Consider the following 18,006-nt stretch of genomic DNA (forward strand, 5'->3'; position numbering starts at 1 on the left):
GCGCCGCCGTTGCTGCCGAACGTGCGGCCGGGTATCTGGCCAAACAATACGACGACGGCCATACCGCGATTGACCCGCACACAGGGAAATTCAATCCCAACCTGTTACCCGAGCACATTAAAGAAGAGATTAAAGCGCAGACCGGTGCTATCGCTTCGGTGGTGGGTGCGGCCGGAGGCAGTCTGAACGGTACGAACAGCAGCAACGGAGCGTTGTTTGATGCGCAGGTTGCCGGGACGGTCGGGCAGAATGCGGTGGAGAATAATGCTGCGGGGAATAGTACTTCTGCTGTTACGCGGATGCAGAGTAGAGCCGCAACATTGGAGAATGCCGCATATGCAATGGACCCATTTTTCTTACAAGGTAATGTGCCAGATATATATGCTGAGATTCAAAAATTAAAAAGAATAGATCAAGTAAATCAAGACAAGAAAAATGAAATAGCTAGAAATTTTCTTAGGGAACATGGAATTAATGTACCGTTAATGACTGTAATGGATAGTGTTAATGGTGTGGGAGTAGTTCGCTTAGACACAGAACGAAATTACCGAAACCTAATGAAGGCCATGACAGAATTTAAACAAGCAGCAACTACGAAACATGCTACATTTAGAATGGCTAAGCGACAATTAGGGATTCCTAATTCAATGCAGCCAACAGCAGTTCGTCGTGTGCCAATTGTAGAAAAAAAGCATGATCGAATAGGCATAGTAACTTACAAAAAGGATTCTTTAGGACGCACGTTATTTTCTACGGAGTATCTATTTATTGTTAATGGCAAAGGTTATGTAATCCAAGACCACTCTGTAGGGCATAATTTTGGAGACCTTAATGGAATAGGAAATCAACATGCTCATTTTAATTTAAAAAAATTAAATTTAAACACATATACCACAAATGGAACTATTGATATAGAAACTTGGAAGGCCGAGCAGAACATCCCGCACAATAGGCAAACCTATGGAATCAGTCCGATCACAGGTATTCCAGAGCATTTGTACACAAAACCTTCTCCGCATGCAGATCCTAAAGAGCATTTCTTTGAGAGAATATTTAACATGAAAAATGGAAACAGGGGGAAAACGAAAAAATGAAGCACGCGCACATTGACTTTATTGGGGGAAAATGGAATCTATTAAAGCAAATGTATGGAGCAGATATACTTGAAAAAGGAAATTTTTACGTAGATGATATCTTTTTTACCAAATGGATAATTTCCGAAAATAATCTAAAAGGGTACTGTATCAATATGATTATTTATCTTCATACTCCACCAACCATTTATCCAAAAAAATGGGAAGATGCTCAAGGAGTAAAAATATGGCTTTCATTTGATGGCCAATTTGGCAATGGATTATTTAAATTAAGCAATAGAAAATTAATTAAGGAAATACGTCATAAATATGTGAGATTTTCTTTTTTAAATGAATTTATTAAAGACCACAGAAGAATCTTAATTCATCTACAGAAAGATAACTCATCAATATTTGCCACATCGATACATGTTTTAGGCATTTCCAAACTAATTTAAAAATCTTAGAAATCAACAGTGCTATTTACACTTTTCAGATTTCATACTTAGACTGAACTAACCGATTTTTTAGCGAAAAAACAAAAACTGGACAGCCTGAAAAAGTGTAAACAACATGACATTTTCCAACACATTAAAAAGCCTGGAACAAACTGGAAAAGTTAGCTACCGACCGAAAAGAGCAAAACAAAGTAGTTGGTTCTATCAGGAAGGCAGTCCGACAGGAATGGGATTTGCTCAAACGGCACAACAGCAATTTTAGGCATGCTGTTGTCAATGGCAACATTGATGATATACGTGATGATAGTGAAGTCGTTGCAGCTAATGGCTTAAGTTCCTCTACCCAATTGGTGCAGGACTAATCGGAACGGGAGGAAGTTTTGTTGCTGCCAAAGGTATGGGTAATCCGGCTTACCGCATAAGCTGGGAGGGGCTTCCGGAAACCAATGCTGTAAAAATGAGGCAGACTGGTGCGGTTTCTTTGCCGAAGATTACGAAGATAAATAATTTAACACATGAAGGAATCGAATCACATAATCTAAATAACGTTAATGCTCCGGGTAGAAAAACTGTACCCGTCGGCGAAATCCGTATTCCTTCAAATTCCAAAGCAACAGAGGGAACAACCGTTACCTTGGCACAGGAGCAACGCCTAGCCAACGGAGAGCTGATACCGAGAGGCTCTGTGGTAACGTGGTCGGACAATGCGGTGAAGGTGGTGCGGCCGGATGGGAAAAAGCGGAGATTTAATAGTCGGGATTGGGAACAGAAGGCATTGCCGAAACCACCGAAAGATTACAGAGATGACATCAACATAGGGAGAAACAACCCTAAATATAATCAGCAACGGCATGAAAAAATCGAATCCCACAACCCAAACAGAATAGAGGCGATACGCCAACGTAATGCTATTTCTTCTGCAGAAAGGCAGGCTGATGCATTAAAAAGGTTGCAAACGTCTGGCCACACCCGCCTGCCTGGACAACCGCAAAAAGGAAAGCCTGGTGCTGCTAGAGAAATGTCTCGTTCAGATAATCCGAATCAAACAGCCGAGGCTTTTGCACGTCGATATTTAGGCAGGAAACCTACATTAATGGAACGAGTCGAAGGTGAAAAATTATACGGAGGTAAATGTGTGGCTGTTGGAAAGCGCAAATGCCGGATGGAACCTTTGTGGTGTATAGGCCAGCAGGTAATGCTTCTATGACTAAGGGAACTACAGCGTCTGTTGATATTAATAATCCAACATTAAATAACTTAAATATTAATTTAAAGGGCAAGCCAACAGAGCTGAAATTTAAATTCCCTGCTAGATAAGGATATTTTAATGAATTTAGAGACAGCAGAAAATATTCAATGCGAATTTGAGTATTTAGCATTAGATGGTTATTTTCCAATGCATTTTGCATCGCATGGTCAAGGAAACAAAGATTGGCAATTTGCAGTTGAATTCATATATAGATTATTAATATGTCAATTAGCAATTCTTGAGCCTGTTAATTTGGAAACAGAAAAAGATATTCTAGGTTTTTGTCATAAACTAGCAAAACAAAATCCTTTTGGTAAGGATAATGGAGTGTGGTATTGGGGAGAGATTATATTAACAAAAAAGGGGCTAGATTTAATAATAAAATATATTCCTGAGGCATTTGAGGAGTGGAATGGAAAGAAATTTGAATTAAATACTCCTTTCATAAAAACATTAGAATCCATATTTATTGAGCATGGGGTAGAATGGGATGAGAATAATCCACTATTTCCTATTGCATCCTTAATGCATTCTTAAAAAATGATTAATCTTACTTGTTTTATTAAAATGTTACCTAAAGTATTTAAGATTGCTGGAGAGTTGCGACACTAAACGACACAATTGTTTACCGTCCTGCCGGATATGCTGGCAAAGATACCCTACCCACTACAGCAACGGTAGAAATCCATAAGAACTCGGCCATACGATCGCTAAATAATAACGAAAATTTAAAATTGAAATTTCCAATAAAGTAATATAAATAAAAGGTAATGTATTATGAGAATGAACGAACGACAAGCATCTGCTATTCAGGATGTATTTCGAAAATTAGCTTTTATTGATACAGAACCAGTAGACCTTCCCAATTCAGGGCTTGATTGGCAGGAAACAGTAGAGATTATTTACCGGCTGTTTACCTTGAGATGGATGGAATTTTGGCCGCAGAAAGAGATTACGGATGAAGACATCTGGGATGTATTGCCGGAATCTTGCTTATTACAATCCTAATTATGATCTTGAATCAAAAGGATACGATTTTGATGTTGCCTGGATTTATCATTGGCTTACACATATTAACCTTACCTCCGAGGGAGAGGTGTTCTATTTTAAATACTTTGATCCCGAAGTGGTAAACAGCGCAGAAGACGATAATGCCGTAAATCCCGCCTTTATCGATCGTCTTGAAAGTATCTTTGAAGAAAACGATATGCCGTGGGGTAAGATATTTTTTCCCGTACAGAGTATCGAGTAAGCACAGAATGCAGCTGAGGATTTTGCACGCCAATTGCCGCAACCAGCCGACGACCGCACCCGCGCCCTGCAGACCCTGGCCGCCGGCGCCCAAGCCTACCAGCTGGCCGATTCCGTCGGCAAAGTGGCCGACGCCGTCAAAAACCAAACCGGACAGCAGGGCGCCGTCCTCTTATCCGTTGAAGCCGGCTTCGGCTTTAAATCCGCCGGCAAAGAACAAAACCAAAACTACCGCCAAAGCCAACAAAGCAGCCTGAAAGCCGGTGGCGACATCAATATCCGCAGCCGCGAGGGCGACATTACCGTCCGAGGCAGCAACATTACCGCGGGCGACACCATCCGCCTCGATTCCGCACGCGATATCCGGCTGCAGTCGGCCCAAGACAGCCAACATCAGGACGGCAAAAACCGCAATGCCGGCGTACAAGTCGGCGTCGGGGTTTCCGTCGGTGCGCAAACCGGCGTCTATATCTATGCCGAAGCCGCCTACGGCAAAGGCAAAAACCGCACCGACAGCCAAACCCATCAAAACACCCTGCTGCAGTCCGACAAACTGCAGCTCAGCAGCAAGGGCAATACCGTGCTGAACGGTGCCCAAGCCCATGCCCGACGCATCGACGCCGATGTCGGCGGCACCCTTTTTGAAGACCTCCGCAACGAAAGCAGCTACAGCGCCGGCAGCATGGGTATCGGTGCCGGCTACGGCGGCAGCCTGAAAGGCAGCGACGGCTTCAATCAAAGCGCCTTTGGTCGTGCGTCCCAAACCGCCGGCCAGAACATGAACAAAGGCCTCAACTACAGCCCCACCCTGCCGCAGCATGAAAGCGGCGGCAGCCAAGGCTATCCCTTCCAACAAAGGCGACAGGTGTTTGCACTCATGGGTATTGGCGGGAGTGATGTGCAGTTTCCTGATACAGCCTTCCTCATCGGTGCGGGTATGTTGTTTGTAACCAAGTTTGTAGAGGCCGTTTTTCTTTGTCCGGCGGGCATCTTTATCTTTGCTCGGTGTGGTTTGTCCACTGACTTGTCCTTCCTCGTCGACTTCTATGGCCTGGCGCTGTTTGCTGCCGGCGGTCTGAATAATGGTGGCGTCAATGACGGCGGTGGATGCTTTCTCTATTTTTAGGTTTTTTTCGGTCAGTTGGCAGTTAATCAGTTCCAGCAATTCGGACAGGGTGTTGTCTTGCGCCGCCGGTTGCGGTAGCGGCACAAGGTGCTGTAATCGGGGATGCTCAACTCGTCGAAACGGCAAAACAGGTTAAAGTCGATGCGGGTGATAAGGCTGTGTTCGAGTTTGGGATCGGAGAGACTGTGCCATTGGCCGAGCAGGACGGCTTTGAACATGGACAACAGGGGATAGGCGGGACGGCCGCGGTGGTCTCTAAGGTAACGGGTCCTTTGACGGTTCAGGTATTGTTCGATCGGCTGCCAATCAATCACTTGATCCAACTTCAATAGTGGGAAGCAGTCGATGTGTTTGGCAATCATGGCTTGTGCGGTTTGTTGGAAGAAGGTGCTCATGAGAAATCCCCTAAATGTCTTAGTAGGAATTTAGGGGATTTTTGGGGGATTTTGCAAAGGTTTCAGCCAGTATATCTACCTTTATAAGTTGATAATAATTACAGAATATACAATGCAACCAGGCAATAAGGTATGCGGAAATAAAAAGGCTCAACGAATATACTTCACTTTTAACAGATAAAATAGTTGTATAAGCAATCAAATAAATCATAACAATTTGTTTGATATGATATCTGTGATAATGCTGCTGGTAAAGGGGGAAGGATTGACGGGAAGAAGGCCGTCTGAGAGATTGAATTTGGGCAATTCAAAATCTTTGTCCGTCCTATTCCAGCCTGCTATCAGTGATAGAGTGACAGTCTGTGAGTTGAAGGTACTTGGTATCGTACTAAGACTTCCTGCTCTCTACCCTATTCCACTAACCAATAATTAAGTGGTAGAGGTACAGCCAAATTTCTCTTAAAACCTATTGATTTCATACTAAAAATTGGAGTACTATGAGCACACTCTCTAGAGTATCATTGATTCTCATTTGACATATAGGAACAATAAGCGGAATTTGTAGAAGAATAGGAAAAAGGAAAATAATTTATATTATGTTAAATTCATAATGCTAGCATTTGTTCATTAAGATATCTGTTGCTCGTTTATTTAAACCTACTAAACTAATTCACGTTCCCTCATCTCAATATTCTCTTTTTTCTCACTAAGCTTTTTTTTATCTTAAAATAAAGTATGATTCAGCCAATAGATATCAATATTCATAATCACCGGCTCAACAATGCGCAGTCGCACCAAATTAGAAAAGGCAGAAATCACCCAATCCTTACGCAACGAGCTCTGGGAAAAACTCGGCAACGGTGAAATCGGCAAACCGATTATTCATCAAGTATTTGATTTTAAAGACGTAGCAAGAGCCCATATAGAAATGGACAAAGGCACGCATATTGGGAAAGTGATGTTGGATTTCACTTTGCTCAATCAATAAGGAGAAACACCATGAAACTTTCTATTCTCAATCTTGTCCCCGTTCGTGAAGGGCAAACTTATTTGCAAGCGGTCGATTCGATGGTGAATCTTGCAAAACATGCTGAGAACATTGGCATTGAACGCTATTGGATTGCTGAGCATCATAATATGAAGAATTTGGTGAGTTCAGCGACCGCACTTTTAATTCAACATACGCTAGCCAATACGAAAACTTTGCGTGTGGGGTCAGGTGGTGTGATGTTACCGAATCATTCGCCGTATGTAGTAGCTGAGCAATATGGCACACTGGAGACGCTTTATCCAAACCGTGTTGAACTCGGTTTAGGCCGTGCACCAGGAACGGATATGCAAACGGCTGCAGCACTTCGTCGTGGACGAAATAGTCTGGATTTCCCTGCGGAAATTGCAGAACTTCGCGGTTACTTTAAAGACTGTAACCCAGTTTCTGCTTATCCTTCTGCGGGCTTGAATATACCGTTTTACATTTTAGGATCTAGCACCGAAAGTGCGTATCTTGCGGCAGAGCTTGGCTTGCCTTACGCCTTTGCTTCACACTTTGCGCCACGCATGATGGAAATGGCGGTGGAGATTTACCGCAAAAACTTCAAACCTTCTACCTATCTTGCTGAACCTTATGTCATCTTAGGTGTGAACGCGATTGTTGCTGAAACCGATAAAGAAGCGAAACAACTGGCGACAACACAAACACTATTTTTCTTAAGCGTGGTGACTAACGCACAACAAAATTTACAACCGCCTATGGCTTCAGAAGAAGATGTTTGGAAAGCTCAAATGCACGCCCAAAAGAAACCGCACTTTGGCCCTGTCAATTTCGAGGAAATCCCAATTTACAACCAAGAGCGTGCCGTAGTAGAACAAATGACTGCTTGTTCGCTTATCGGTAGTCCTGAAAGCGTGGATTTTCAACTCAAGCAATTACGTGAGCGGGTACATTTTGATGAAATTATGGCAGTGAGCTATATTTTTGATGAACAAAAACAAACCCAATCTTACACGATGTTGAAAGCGATTGTGGATAAGCTATTGTGAAAAAACATGGCGAGATTATCTCGCCATGTTTTTATGCCTTAACCATTTTCGCTAACAAGATCTCTTTTAGTTTGTTATATACCCATATCACCCGCTCGGCAACAATCGTTTGATATGGTCGATACAAATAAAGCTGCCATTTTTGCTTTTCAATTTCAGGGAAGAGCTCCACCAATTGACCGTTTTCTAAATAGGGATCACAAACACTGTTGATAAGATAAGAGCAAGTGCGTCCAGCCAATGCTGATTGCAGTTCGCTTTGCACATCTGAGGCAAAAAAAATCGCGCGGTTTGGTATAAAGCGTTGTTCAGCATTGATTTGCCACTGCCAAATACGTTTAAGCTTAGGGTCAATCAAACCACTCAGCGGATAATTTTGAGCTAAATCTTACAGATCTTTAGGAAAATCTAATCGCTTGAGCAAAGTTGGCGTCCCGACCAATTCCAGAATTTTGTCGTAGCTTTGGTCGGTTTGTATTTTGTCATCGGCTTCAGTAATCACTTCGTCAAATCCAACCGCCTGCAAACGGGTAGCTTTGGCAGGATTACGCGTTGAACCGTGCAGTACGACATGCGGAAACTGCGCTTTAAGCAACTGTGCAAAGGCTACGCCCACGCCACTGCCGGCACCACGCACCAACACACGATCTTGCGGCGCGATACGAAGCTGCTGCAATGAGCCAAATGCGGTGTAGTAGGTTTCGGGAATTGCGGCAAGGGTTTTCCAATCCAAATCGGTATGAACGGGGTAAATTTGCTCGTTGGGCAGCAACACATATTCGGCGTAGCTGCCGTCAAAGGCGCGCCCCATTTCGCCCATAATAGAGACGACCTTTTGTCCGACCGCCAGCGCGGGTGTGGAACTTTGCGCCACTTCGCCTACACATTCAATGCCCAAGATACGCGGAAACTGGACAGACAGCGATTTGCCTTCACGCGTGAAAATCTCGGAATGGTTGATGCCGAAGCCTTTGATTTTTACCAGTGACCAACTTTCTTTGATATCAGGTGTTGGCACGTCTTGATAAATCAGTTGCTCTGGACCGCCGGCTTGATAGATTTTTACGGCTTTCATAATACCTCCCTAAGAATCTGATGCTTTCAGGTAACCTACTGCCAATTTTACTTTCCTAACAACCCATTTTTCTCCAAATAATCCCGCGCTACGTTTTCCGCGCTTTCGCCTTGCACTTTCACGCGGTAGTTCATCTCGCTCATTTCCTCTTCGCTAATTTTTCCCTCCAGTCGGTTAAGTGCGATCACAATTTGGGGATTTTTTTCGGCAAATTCTGCTTTCATCAATGGTGCCCCCTGGTAAGCAGGAAACAGAGAAATATCGTCTTTCAGCAGGCGCAACTGGTATTGCTTCAATTCTGCATCGGTAGAAAAGGCTTCCACCAAGTCGATTTTGTCATTCAACAATGCGGTATAGCGTAAGGCAGGTTCCAAGCTAACAATATGTTTCAGCGTGATACCTGCTGCCTGCATGCCTTTGTAGCCGTCTGCTCGGTCGGTAAACTCCAGTGAGAAACCTGCTCGGATATCGGGCGCAGCCTGCTTCAAGTCGCTGATGGCATTCAGTTGGTGCTCCGCGCCGTAGCTTTCTTTGACTGCCAACGCATAAGTGTTCTGATAAGACATCGGTGGTAGAAACTCTAACTGATATTGTTCCGCCAATAATTGTTTGCCCCGTTGATAGGTTTCATCTGGCGACAGATGGCGCTTCTTCTGTTCAGTTGGTACTTGTACTAAGGCTTCCAGCACTGTGCCGGTGAATTCAGGATAAATATCGATTTCGCCACTATTCAGTGCGCTAAACAGGAAAGTAGTTTTGCCAAAATTAGGTTTGACTGTGACTTTCACGTTCGAATTCTCACGTTCAATCAATAATTTATACATGTTAATCAGAATATCCGGCTCACTCCCCATTTTGCCGGCAACCACCACGTTTTTTGTAGCAGGTGTAAATGAAATCTGAGACAGACCGAGTGCGCCGAAGCCCACCACCAATGCAAGAATAATCGGCAACTTGCGTCGTGATTTCTGCAACAGCCCGATAATGCCGCTTACACCGACAGCCAATAATGCGGAGAGCAATGCGCCGGTAAACGTCATTGTCATGTTGTTGCGGTCAATGCCGAGCAGAATCAGGTTACCCAAGCCGCCTGCACCAATTAACGCCGCCAGAGTTGCCGTGCCGACAATCAGCACCGCCGCCGTGCGAATGCCCGAAATCATGGCAGGCAAAGCCATCGGTAGCTCAATCCGCCACAATGATTGCCAGCGCGATAGTCCGAATGCAGTGTATGCATCTTGAATCGATTGGTCGATTTGGGTCAGCCCCAAATAGGTATTTTGAAAAATCGGCAACAGCGCGTATAGCGTGAGCGCAATCAAGACGGGCGGCGAACCGATACCAACAAACGGAATCAGCAAACCCAGCAGCGCCAAAGACGGAATGGTTTGCAATATATTGGTGAACTGCAATACCGCTTCCGCTGCCCGCTGTCTGCGCGCAAACAACACGGCCGCAGGCACCGCAATTGCCACTGCCGCGAGCAAAGCCAGTCCGGAAAGCCATAAATGCGTAAGTAGCATTTGCCAGAGTTCTGCTAGGGTAACGTTTAGGGATGAGAGCATAGTTTTAATTGTTATGGTTAGTATGTTGAATAATAGATGTTTATGTTTGCTTTACAGTAAGGTATTAGCGCCTTAAAAGAGGTTTCAGACGGCCTTCACCATCATAACATTGCCCTTCTCACAGCTTCCTGTCCCTGTTTATCCAACCGTAAGAATTGGTGGATGATGCGTTCGGCATCGGGTGCGTCGGCGGTGGAAAACAGCGATTGCACATAATCATTTGCCGGCTGCTTTTTGATTTCTTCAGGTGTGCCGATTTGTACCAGTTTGCCATTATGCATTACACCGATACGGCAAGCGAGTTTGGCGGCTTCCTGCATATCATGGGTAACGAAAACGATAGTGGTGCCAAATTTTTGGTGAATCATAGCAATTTGGTCTTGCAGCACGGTGCGTACCAGCGGGTCAAGTGCGGAAAACGGTTCGTCCATCAGCAGAACTTGGGGCTTGGCTGCAATGGCTCGCAAAATACCGATGCGCTGCTGTTCACCGCCGGAAAGTTCGTGCGGATAGCGGTCCCGGTAGTGCGCAGGGTCAAGTTCCACCAACTCCAATAATTCATTCACACGCGTTTTGCGTTCTGCTTTCGGCCAGCCCAGTACGTCAGGCATGAGTTCGATATTTTCCGCGACGGTCATAGTGGGAAAAAGCGCGATTTGCTGCAATACGTAACCAATTTGGTGGCGGAGCTGGCGGATGTCGTAGTCTTTAATCCGTTTGCCGTGCAGATAAACGTTGCCATCGGTCGGTTCAATTAGCGCGTTAATCATGCGTAAAGTGGTGGATTTGCCGCTGCCCGAGCCACCTACCAACACGAAAAATTCACCCTGATAAATGGTCAAATCCAAATCGCGCATAGCATATTTGCCGTCATAATGCTTGCCTGTGCCACGAAACTCGATAAATGGGACAAGATTATTTTGCATATTGTGCCTTTACTACGTCTTCAAAACTAAGCGGTGCGCGTCCCAACAACTGCGACAGGTCGTCTGAAACGGTAGCAAGCTCGCCTTTGGCAATGGCAGTGTAGGTAGAAACCCAGGCTTCAATCTGCCAATCGGGAGTGTCAGGATACTCAGCTTTGCGGCTGGCGAAGGCTTCTTCCACAGTTTCATTGTGGTAGCAGTGCGGTTTGCCGGTGATTTCGGTTAAGACGGCGGCTATTTCAGCAAAACTTAATGATTGGGAACCGGTCAGTGTGTAGGTCTGATTATCGTGGTGGTGATTGTCGCAAGCGATGTCGGCGATGATGTTTGCCGCTGATTGGGTGACATCGTGCTGCGAAACGCAGGCAACGCGCCCGTCGTCGGCTGGGCCTGCGATGATGCCATCTGCGTTAGCAATTGTTGCCATCATCTCACTGTAAAAATTGTCGCGCAGAAAGGTGTAGCGCATATTTGTTTGCCGGATTGCATTTTCGGTAACCGCATGAGTGCGCGCCAGCGTGAAGGTACTGTCCAACGCCGCTTGAGCAAAAGAGAGATAGACAATATGCTTCACGCCCGCTTCCGAAGCAGCCTGCACCAAAGTCAAATGCTCCTGTTCGCGCAACGGACTTTCGGCGGCGGACACCATAAACAGCACGTCCACCCCGTTTAATGCCTGCTTGGCAAGCTCCAAATCGCCATAGGCAAAACGTCGCGCCTCGCAGTTCGGCAAATCGGTCGCTTTGGCAGGATTGCGCAGCGGCAGAATAAGCGGCAGACCGCGTGTGTTCAGATGACGGGCGACCATACCGCCGATGTTGCCGCTGGAGCCAGTGATGGCTAGATTCATGTTGTTTTCCTTATGCGTTTTCTAAAGAGATAGCTTTGCCGTTTACAGGGTTTCTGTAAAACCATGTGCATGCTGCTTTTTGAGTTTCAGGTAGACTGAATAGATTCAAGGGATGGTTTATTGATGGTTATTATTGTAGCAGTTTTCCTACATACGATAAGCCGCGAAAGACTTACTTGATTATTAAGCTGAATAATACCGCAGGGCGATTTTTCAGGTATATTACGACCAAGCAGGTAATGGAAAACAGGCAGACCCCGACTATATGCGCTGGCAGCCTGTTGCGGTATGGGATGCCTACCTGCGCTATAAAATCGGCAAAAACCTGACTGCCGAACTGGTGGGCAGCAATCTGACCAACCGCTACTACCTCGACCCAATGAGCCGTTCCTATCTGCCTGCGCCAGGTAGAACAATCCGCATTGGGATAACTGGAAAATGGTGATGATCAATTAATCATTTTGAGAGTAAAAAGCCGTCTGAACATTGGGCTTCAGACGGCTTTTTTACATGATGGCTTAGTTATGCCCTACTCTTTTATGTTATATGAAAGTTGAAGCTAACCTGCATAATTTTTATATTTTCTGCTTTGGAATCAAAAAGGCTGCTTGAAAATAAAAGGTCTATATTTCAGACGGCCTTTACTTTATAGCAAACTCGAAATTTAAGCCACGAAATCCAAACCTATATCCAACGAATGGCTGCTGTGGGTCAGATAGCCGAGAGCGATGCCGTCCACGCCGGTTTGTGCCACGCGCTTCAGGCGGTCGAAGCCGATGCCGCCCGATGCTTCGCAATAGACGGTGTGTGGGTGGGCGGTTTGTGTGTGGCAGCGGTTTGCCGCTTCTTTCAAAGTTTCGTCGTCCATGTTATCCAGCAAAATCCGTTCTGCGCCCGCCACGATGGCTTCGTCCAGTTGTGCCAACGTGTCCACTTCAATTTCCACGCAGGTCAACGGTCCGACTGCTTGCTTTGCCTGCCGTACGGCTTGGGCGATGCTGCCGCAATAGGCGAGGTGGTTGTCTTTGATGAGGATGGCATCGTCTAAGCCCATGCGGTGGTTTACGCCGCCACCTGCTCTGACGGCGTATTTTTGCAGGACGCGCAACAGGGGGATGGTTTTGCGGCTGCACACGATGTCCACATTGTAACCGGCAACTTCGGCTACTGCGCGAGCGGTAGCGGTGGCGATGCCGCTCAAATGCGTAAGATAGTTGAGCGCGGTGCGTTCGGCGGCCAACAGCGCGCGGGCGTTTCCTGCGATGGTGGCAAGTGTCTGACCTGCGCAAACGGCTTGCCCGTCTTGGATTTCGGCTTGGAAACGGACGGACGGATCCATCGTCTGAAAGGCAAGACGCGCCAAATCCATGCCGGCGATAACGCCGTCTTTGCGGCTGACGAGGAAAAGTTTGGCGGTTTTGTCGGGAGCGATAACGGCTGCGGACGTAACATCGCCTCGCCTGCCCAAATCTTCGCTCAAGGCTTGTTCCACCATGGGGCGCAACAGGGTGTCGGGCAGGGGGAAGAGGGTGTTTTCAAACGGCATGGGGTTTCCTTTGTTGAAAAAGATGGATGTTGCCCGATGGGGCAAAACTTCAATTGAAAATTTGCGTTAATTACAGATAATGCCAGCTGAAAATGTTTCAAAAAAATTGCATCCATTTTATTAGAATTTATAAGATTGAAATATCACCAATCTATTTTCCCCTGTTTCCTTAGCTCTTCTTCATAACAAGCAAATCCATATCCCAAACTAAAAATATCCTTTACCGAAGCAGTTGTTTTTACTGAGCAAAAAAATAATTCTATTTCTTCATGCACATTTACAATTGTAAAATCAGTATGATACAGTTGATTGTACCGATTAATTTCATCTTCTAATAAATTAGGCGAAATTACATCAATTTCAAAAATTACTTCTTGTGCCATTATTTTTTACTCCATCTATTAATGTTAAAGTTACATTTTGATGCCGTCTGAAAACGGGCTAACGGCTGCCCAGCGGCAGTCCGATATCAGAAATCAGCTGTTCGGGCAGAACGTCATCTCGGAAGCGGTAAAGCTGTGCAGGACGGCCTTTACTACCTGATACGCTGGTATCCGACGGCTCGATAAGGTTCTGCTGCTGAATCTGGCGGCGGAAGTTTTGCTTATGCAACAATCTGCCGCTGATGGCTTCGACGCTGTTTTGCAGTTGCAGCAATGTAAATTCGGGCGGCATCAGTTCAAAAATCACGGGGCGGTATTTGATTTTGGCGCGCAGGCGGGACAAGGCGGTCGCCAGCACGCGGCGGTGGTCGTGGCACATGGGCTGCCCCGTGAGTGCGAAGTTGAAGTTTTCCTGAGGCTCGGCTGCTTCCGCTATCAGGCCGCTTTCGTATAGCATTTCATAGCGTTGCAAAACGTATTCTTCCGACCAATTTTCAGGTTCTACCCCCCAGCACAAATGAATGCGCTTGAGCCGCTTTTGGCGCACTTCCTCCGTATCCGCCGAGTTTGCCCAAATGCGCAGGCGGCTGACGATGGTATCGCGCAGCCCGCCGTCGGTGCGCAAATCTTCCCACGGGAAATAGCCGTAGCAGTCCTGCCATTTCGCGTCAGGATGCAGGATGCTGTCGGCTGCTTCGCGCACCAGTCCCAAATAGCTGACGTACAAGACAGGTAGGCCTTGCTCGTTTTGACGGCGCGTATCTACAAAGGTATAAAGCTGTTCCACATAGCCCATAGGCTGTGATGTCTGTTTGGCAACCCACATCCTGACTCCTGCTTGTAGAGAGTGGCGAAGCGGTGCAAGCAGGCCATTGGGTAATAGCTCTCCTTTGGCAACTGTCAAAACTCTCAAGCTGCCGTTTGTAATGGCGATCAGTACAGGAACCAGCTCGACGATACTTTGCGTATTGGCTGCTGTTTCAGGATAGGCATCCATGCGTGGCTTTCATTCAAGAGAAAACCTTATTGTAAACCAAAGCGGTTTTCAGACGACCTTGCATATTATACTCAAGTTGAGCATAATATAAAACTATTTCAAAATATAAACGGCAAACCTTCATGCCGTCTGAAAAACCAGCTACAAGGAAACATCATGCAAACCGCCGCCCGCCGCTCGTTCGATTACGATATGCCACTCATCCAAACGCCGACTTCCGCCTGCCAAATCCGTCAGGCATGGGCGAAGGTTGCCAACACGCCCGACCGAGAAACAGCAGGCCGTCTGAAAGACGAAATCAAGGCTTTGTTGAAGGAGAAAAATGCGGTCTTGGTGGCGCATTATTACGTCGATCCGCTGATTCAGGATTTGGCTTTGGAGACGGGCGGATGCGTGGGTGATTCGTTGGAGATGGCGCGCTTCGGCGCGGAACATGAAGCCGATACGCTGGTGGTGGCGGGCGTACGCTTCATGGGCGAGAGCGCGAAAATCCTCTGCCCTGAAAAAACAGTGCTGATGCCTGATTTGGAGGCGGAATGTTCTTTGGATTTGGGTTGTCCCGAAGAAGCGTTTTCAGCGTTTTGCGACCAACACCCCGACCGTACGGTCGTAGTGTACGCCAACACTTCCGCTGCCGTAAAAGCGCGTGCCGACTGGGTGGTAACGTCTTCGGTAGCGTTGGAAATAGTGTCGTATCTGAAATCGCGCGGCGAGAAGCTGATTTGGGGGCCCGACCGCCACCTCGGCGACTACATCCGCCGCGAAACGGGCGCGGATATGCTGTTGTGGCAGGGTTCATGCATCGTCCATAACGAATTCAAAGGGCAGGAGCTGGCGGCGTTGAAAGCGGAACATCCCGACGCCGTGGTGCTGGTTCATCCCGAATCGCCGCAAAGCGTCATCGAACTGGGCGATGTGGTCGGCTCGACCAGCAAACTGCTCAAAGCCGCCGTATCTCGTCCCGAAAAAAAATTCATCGTGGCGACCGACTTGGGCATCCTGCACGAAATGCAAAAACAGGCGCCCGACAAAGAATTCATCGCCGCGCCGACGGCGGGCAACGGCGGAAGCTGCAAAAGCTGCGCGTTCTGCCCGTGGATGGCGATGAATTCGCTGGGCGGCATCAAATACGCCCTAACAAGCGGACGCAACGAAATCCTGTTGGACAGAAAGCTGGGCGAAGCCGCCAAACTGCCTTTGCAGCGTATGCTCGACTTCGCGGCAGGGTTGAAGAAAAAAGATGTGTTCAACGGCATGGGCCCCGCCTGATTTGCCATCCATATTGCCGTTTCAGACGACCCCTCAAACAAGGACAACACCATGCAAACCGATTGCGACGTATTGATTGCCGGAAACGGGCTGGCGGCACTGACGCTCGCCCTGTCGCTGCCTGAGTCGTTCCGCATCGTCATTTTGTGCAAAAACCGGCTGGCCGACACTGCCAGCCGTCATGCGCAAGGCGGGATTGCGGCGGCGTGGTCGGGAGAGGACGACATCGAAAAACACGTCGCCGATACTTTGGAAGCGGGTGCAGGTTTGTGCGACGAAGCCGCCGTCCGTACCATCTTATCGCAGGGCAAACCGGCAATCGAATGGCTGCTGGCGCAGGGTGTGGCGTTCGACCGGAATCATAATGACTTGCACCTGACGCGCGAAGGCGGGCACACCTGTCGCCGAATCGCCCACGTCGCCGACTACACTGGCGAAGCCGTCATGCAGAGCCTGATTGCCCAAATACGCCGCTGCCCGAACATCCGCGTTTGCGAGCGGCAGATGGCGTTGGACGTTCAAACCGAATCAGGCGCAGCGTGCGGACTGACCGTCCTCGACTGCCGAACGCAAGAAACCTACCGCATCCGTGCCCGCCACACCGTACTCGCAGGCGGCGGCTTGGGGCAGATTTACGCCGCCACCACCACGCCGCCCGAATGCACGGGCGACGCCATCGCCATGGCGATACGCGCAGGCTGCGCAGTCGAAAACCTCGAATTTATCCAATTCCACCCCACAGGCTTGGCAAGGTCGTCTGAAAACGGACGCACCTTCCTGATTTCCGAAGCCGTGCGCGGCGAAGGCGGCATCCTGACCAACCAAGCGGGCGAACGGTTTATGCCGCATTACGACCGCCGCGCCGAACTCGCGCCGCGCGACATCGTTGCCCGCTCTATCGCCGCCGAAATCGCCAAGCAAACGCAAGACTTCGTCTCACTCGATATCAGCCATCAACCCGCAGAGTTCGTCCGTCAGCATTTCCCGTCCATCCATCGGCACTGCCTGTTCCAATGCGGCTTGGACATCACGCGCCAAGCCATCCCCGTCCGCCCCGTGCAGCACTACACCTGCGGCGGCATCCAAACCGACCCCAGCGGCAGAACCTCCCTGCCGCAGCTCTACGCCTTAGGCGAAACCGCCTGCACAGGGCTGCACGGAGCCAACCGCCTCGCCAGCAACTCCCTGCTCGAATGCGTCGTTACCGCCAGACTTGCCGCCCAAACCATCGCGGACGGACAAGCGCTCCAAACCAAACCATTCCAAAGGCCGTCTAAAAGCCCCTCCGCCGAAACAGACATCTTTTCAGACGGCCTCCAAAACGTATTCAGCCGCCCCACCCTGCAAGCGTTCAACCAACGCCATCTGGGCATCATACGCAACGATACCGACCTACGCCGCGCCATCGCCCAACTGCAGTTTTGGAAGCAAAACCAAGCCGAGCCATACACCGCGTCCGAATACGAAAAACGCAACCTACTCGAATGCAGCCTCGCCCTTGCCCAAGCCGCATACAGGCGGAGAGAGAACATCGGAGCACATTTTAATAGTGATTGTTGAGGCTGATAGAGACCTTTGCAAATGTTTCTAAATATTCTTTTGAATGATATGGGAAAACCACCTATCATCATTTTCTCGTACATGGGATTCAACTATTAACAATGAAATTCCCATTTCTTGCTCTATTTGACTGAAAAAAGATACTGCGATTTTCTTTGCTTCTTGATAATTAATTATCATGGCAATACTCCAAATTGAAAATGTTTGAAGGTAGTAAAATTGACTTCGCCTCCTTTTTGTATT

At 47.7% G+C, this 18,006-nt stretch carries 17 protein-coding genes and 4 pseudogenes; 11 read left to right on the forward strand and 10 right to left on the reverse strand.

Annotated elements, in window-relative coordinates:
- From ACTHR7_RS04645 to ACTHR7_RS04665, 5 genes and pseudogenes are all read left to right on the forward strand, one after another.
- Positions 1–1,094: HNH/endonuclease VII fold putative polymorphic toxin (locus ACTHR7_RS04645; RefSeq protein ID WP_440370404.1), on the forward strand; the 1,094-nt coding region annotated here is incomplete at its 5' end.
- Complete coding sequence (locus ACTHR7_RS04650; protein ID WP_070461584.1) at positions 1,091–1,531, forward strand: hypothetical protein; 441 nt, start codon at positions 1,091–1,093, stop codon at positions 1,529–1,531. The genes ACTHR7_RS04645 and ACTHR7_RS04650, both read left to right, overlap by 4 nt.
- A 553-nt stretch (positions 1,532–2,084) precedes the next feature.
- A pseudogene (gene mafB, locus ACTHR7_RS04655) lies at positions 2,085–2,848 on the forward strand (polymorphic toxin MafB class 2); the annotation flags it as partial.
- Positions 2,849–2,858: 10 nt separating this feature from the next.
- Positions 2,859–3,317 carry a hypothetical protein gene (locus ACTHR7_RS04660; protein ID WP_070461583.1) on the forward strand — a complete coding sequence of 153 codons (459 nt, stop codon included), beginning with the start codon at positions 2,859–2,861 and terminating at the stop codon, positions 3,315–3,317.
- A gap of 240 nt (positions 3,318–3,557) precedes the next feature.
- A complete protein-coding gene (locus tag ACTHR7_RS04665; RefSeq protein ID WP_141743141.1) occupies positions 3,558–3,788 on the forward strand; it encodes a hypothetical protein in 231 nt (76 codons plus the stop codon).
- Positions 3,789–3,801: 13 nt separating this feature from the next.
- Here the strand turns inward: ACTHR7_RS04665 and ACTHR7_RS04670 are convergent, their stop codons facing one another.
- Positions 3,802–4,179, reverse strand: a complete 378-nt coding sequence (locus ACTHR7_RS04670) for a hypothetical protein (protein WP_440370405.1) — start codon at positions 4,177–4,179, stop codon at positions 3,802–3,804.
- Between ACTHR7_RS04670 and ACTHR7_RS04675 the strand changes: the two are divergent.
- A pseudogene (locus ACTHR7_RS04675) lies at positions 4,156–4,701 on the forward strand (hemagglutinin repeat-containing protein); the annotation flags it as partial. The gene ACTHR7_RS04670 and the pseudogene ACTHR7_RS04675 sit on opposite strands and share 24 nt — an antisense overlap.
- Positions 4,702–4,872: 171 nt before the next feature.
- Here the strand turns inward: ACTHR7_RS04675 and ACTHR7_RS04680 are convergent.
- A pseudogene (locus tag ACTHR7_RS04680) lies at positions 4,873–5,552 on the reverse strand (IS5 family transposase); the annotation flags it as partial.
- Between the two features lie 781 nt (positions 5,553–6,333).
- On the opposite strand from ACTHR7_RS04680, the gene ACTHR7_RS04685 reads away from it, so the two are divergent.
- Both ACTHR7_RS04685 and ACTHR7_RS04690 read left to right on the forward strand, forming a co-directional pair.
- On the forward strand, positions 6,334–6,540 hold the full coding sequence (locus ACTHR7_RS04685; RefSeq protein ID WP_049249357.1) for a zinc-binding dehydrogenase: 207 nt from the start codon (positions 6,334–6,336) through the stop codon (positions 6,538–6,540).
- A gap of 11 nt (positions 6,541–6,551) precedes the next feature.
- The gene (locus tag ACTHR7_RS04690; RefSeq protein ID WP_049249358.1) at positions 6,552–7,592 is read left to right on the forward strand and encodes an LLM class flavin-dependent oxidoreductase; all 1,041 of its coding nucleotides are present in this window, start codon (positions 6,552–6,554) and stop codon (positions 7,590–7,592) included.
- Positions 7,593–7,623: 31 nt separating this feature from the next.
- Here the strand turns inward: ACTHR7_RS04690 and ACTHR7_RS04695 are convergent, their stop codons facing one another.
- The 5 genes from ACTHR7_RS04695 to ACTHR7_RS04715 form a co-directional block, all read right to left on the reverse strand.
- On the reverse strand, positions 7,624–7,950 hold the full coding sequence (locus ACTHR7_RS04695; protein WP_053088235.1) for a hypothetical protein: 327 nt from the start codon (positions 7,948–7,950) through the stop codon (positions 7,624–7,626).
- A gap of 30 nt (positions 7,951–7,980) precedes the next feature.
- Complete coding sequence (locus ACTHR7_RS04700) at positions 7,981–8,667, reverse strand: alcohol dehydrogenase catalytic domain-containing protein (protein WP_293208532.1); 687 nt, start codon at positions 8,665–8,667, stop codon at positions 7,981–7,983.
- A gap of 47 nt (positions 8,668–8,714) precedes the next feature.
- The gene (locus tag ACTHR7_RS04705; protein WP_293208535.1) at positions 8,715–10,232 is read right to left on the reverse strand and encodes an ABC transporter permease/substrate-binding protein; all 1,518 of its coding nucleotides are present in this window, start codon (positions 10,230–10,232) and stop codon (positions 8,715–8,717) included.
- A 101-nt stretch (positions 10,233–10,333) separates the two neighbouring features.
- The gene (locus ACTHR7_RS04710) at positions 10,334–11,158 is read right to left on the reverse strand and encodes an ABC transporter ATP-binding protein (protein ID WP_440370406.1); all 825 of its coding nucleotides are present in this window, start codon (positions 11,156–11,158) and stop codon (positions 10,334–10,336) included.
- Positions 11,148–12,008: an SDR family oxidoreductase gene (locus tag ACTHR7_RS04715; protein ID WP_070711769.1), complete on the reverse strand. Its 861-nt coding sequence runs from the start codon at positions 12,006–12,008 to the stop codon at positions 11,148–11,150. The genes ACTHR7_RS04710 and ACTHR7_RS04715 overlap by 11 nt, the downstream gene beginning before the upstream one ends.
- Before the next feature lie 262 nt (positions 12,009–12,270).
- On the opposite strand from ACTHR7_RS04715, the pseudogene ACTHR7_RS04720 reads away from it, so the two are divergent.
- Positions 12,271–12,453 (forward strand): annotated as a pseudogene (locus ACTHR7_RS04720) (hypothetical protein); the annotation flags it as partial.
- 219 nt (positions 12,454–12,672) lie between these two features.
- On the opposite strand, the gene nadC reads toward ACTHR7_RS04720, so the two are convergent.
- The 3 genes from nadC to ACTHR7_RS04735 form a co-directional block, all read right to left on the reverse strand.
- Positions 12,673–13,554 (reverse strand): carboxylating nicotinate-nucleotide diphosphorylase, encoded by an 882-nt coding sequence (gene nadC / locus ACTHR7_RS04725; RefSeq protein ID WP_440370407.1) that lies wholly within the window; start codon positions 13,552–13,554, stop codon positions 12,673–12,675.
- A gap of 143 nt (positions 13,555–13,697) precedes the next feature.
- Positions 13,698–13,937: a hypothetical protein gene (locus tag ACTHR7_RS04730; RefSeq protein WP_440370408.1), complete on the reverse strand. Its 240-nt coding sequence runs from the start codon at positions 13,935–13,937 to the stop codon at positions 13,698–13,700.
- A 58-nt stretch (positions 13,938–13,995) separates the two neighbouring features.
- A complete protein-coding gene (locus ACTHR7_RS04735) occupies positions 13,996–14,934 on the reverse strand; it encodes an NUDIX hydrolase (protein ID WP_440370409.1) in 939 nt (312 codons plus the stop codon).
- 156 nt (positions 14,935–15,090) lie between these two features.
- On the opposite strand from ACTHR7_RS04735, the gene nadA reads away from it, so the two are divergent.
- On the forward strand, positions 15,091–16,203 hold the full coding sequence (nadA, locus tag ACTHR7_RS04740; protein WP_440370410.1) for a quinolinate synthase NadA: 1,113 nt from the start codon (positions 15,091–15,093) through the stop codon (positions 16,201–16,203).
- 51 nt (positions 16,204–16,254) lie between these two features.
- On the forward strand, positions 16,255–17,763 hold the full coding sequence (gene nadB, locus ACTHR7_RS04745) for an L-aspartate oxidase (protein ID WP_440370411.1): 1,509 nt from the start codon (positions 16,255–16,257) through the stop codon (positions 17,761–17,763).
- Positions 17,764–18,006 lie beyond the last annotated feature (243 nt).

Source organism: Neisseria sp. P0007.S010, assembly GCF_051962875.1.
GTDB lineage: Bacteria > Pseudomonadota > Gammaproteobacteria > Burkholderiales > Neisseriaceae > Neisseria > Neisseria subflava_A.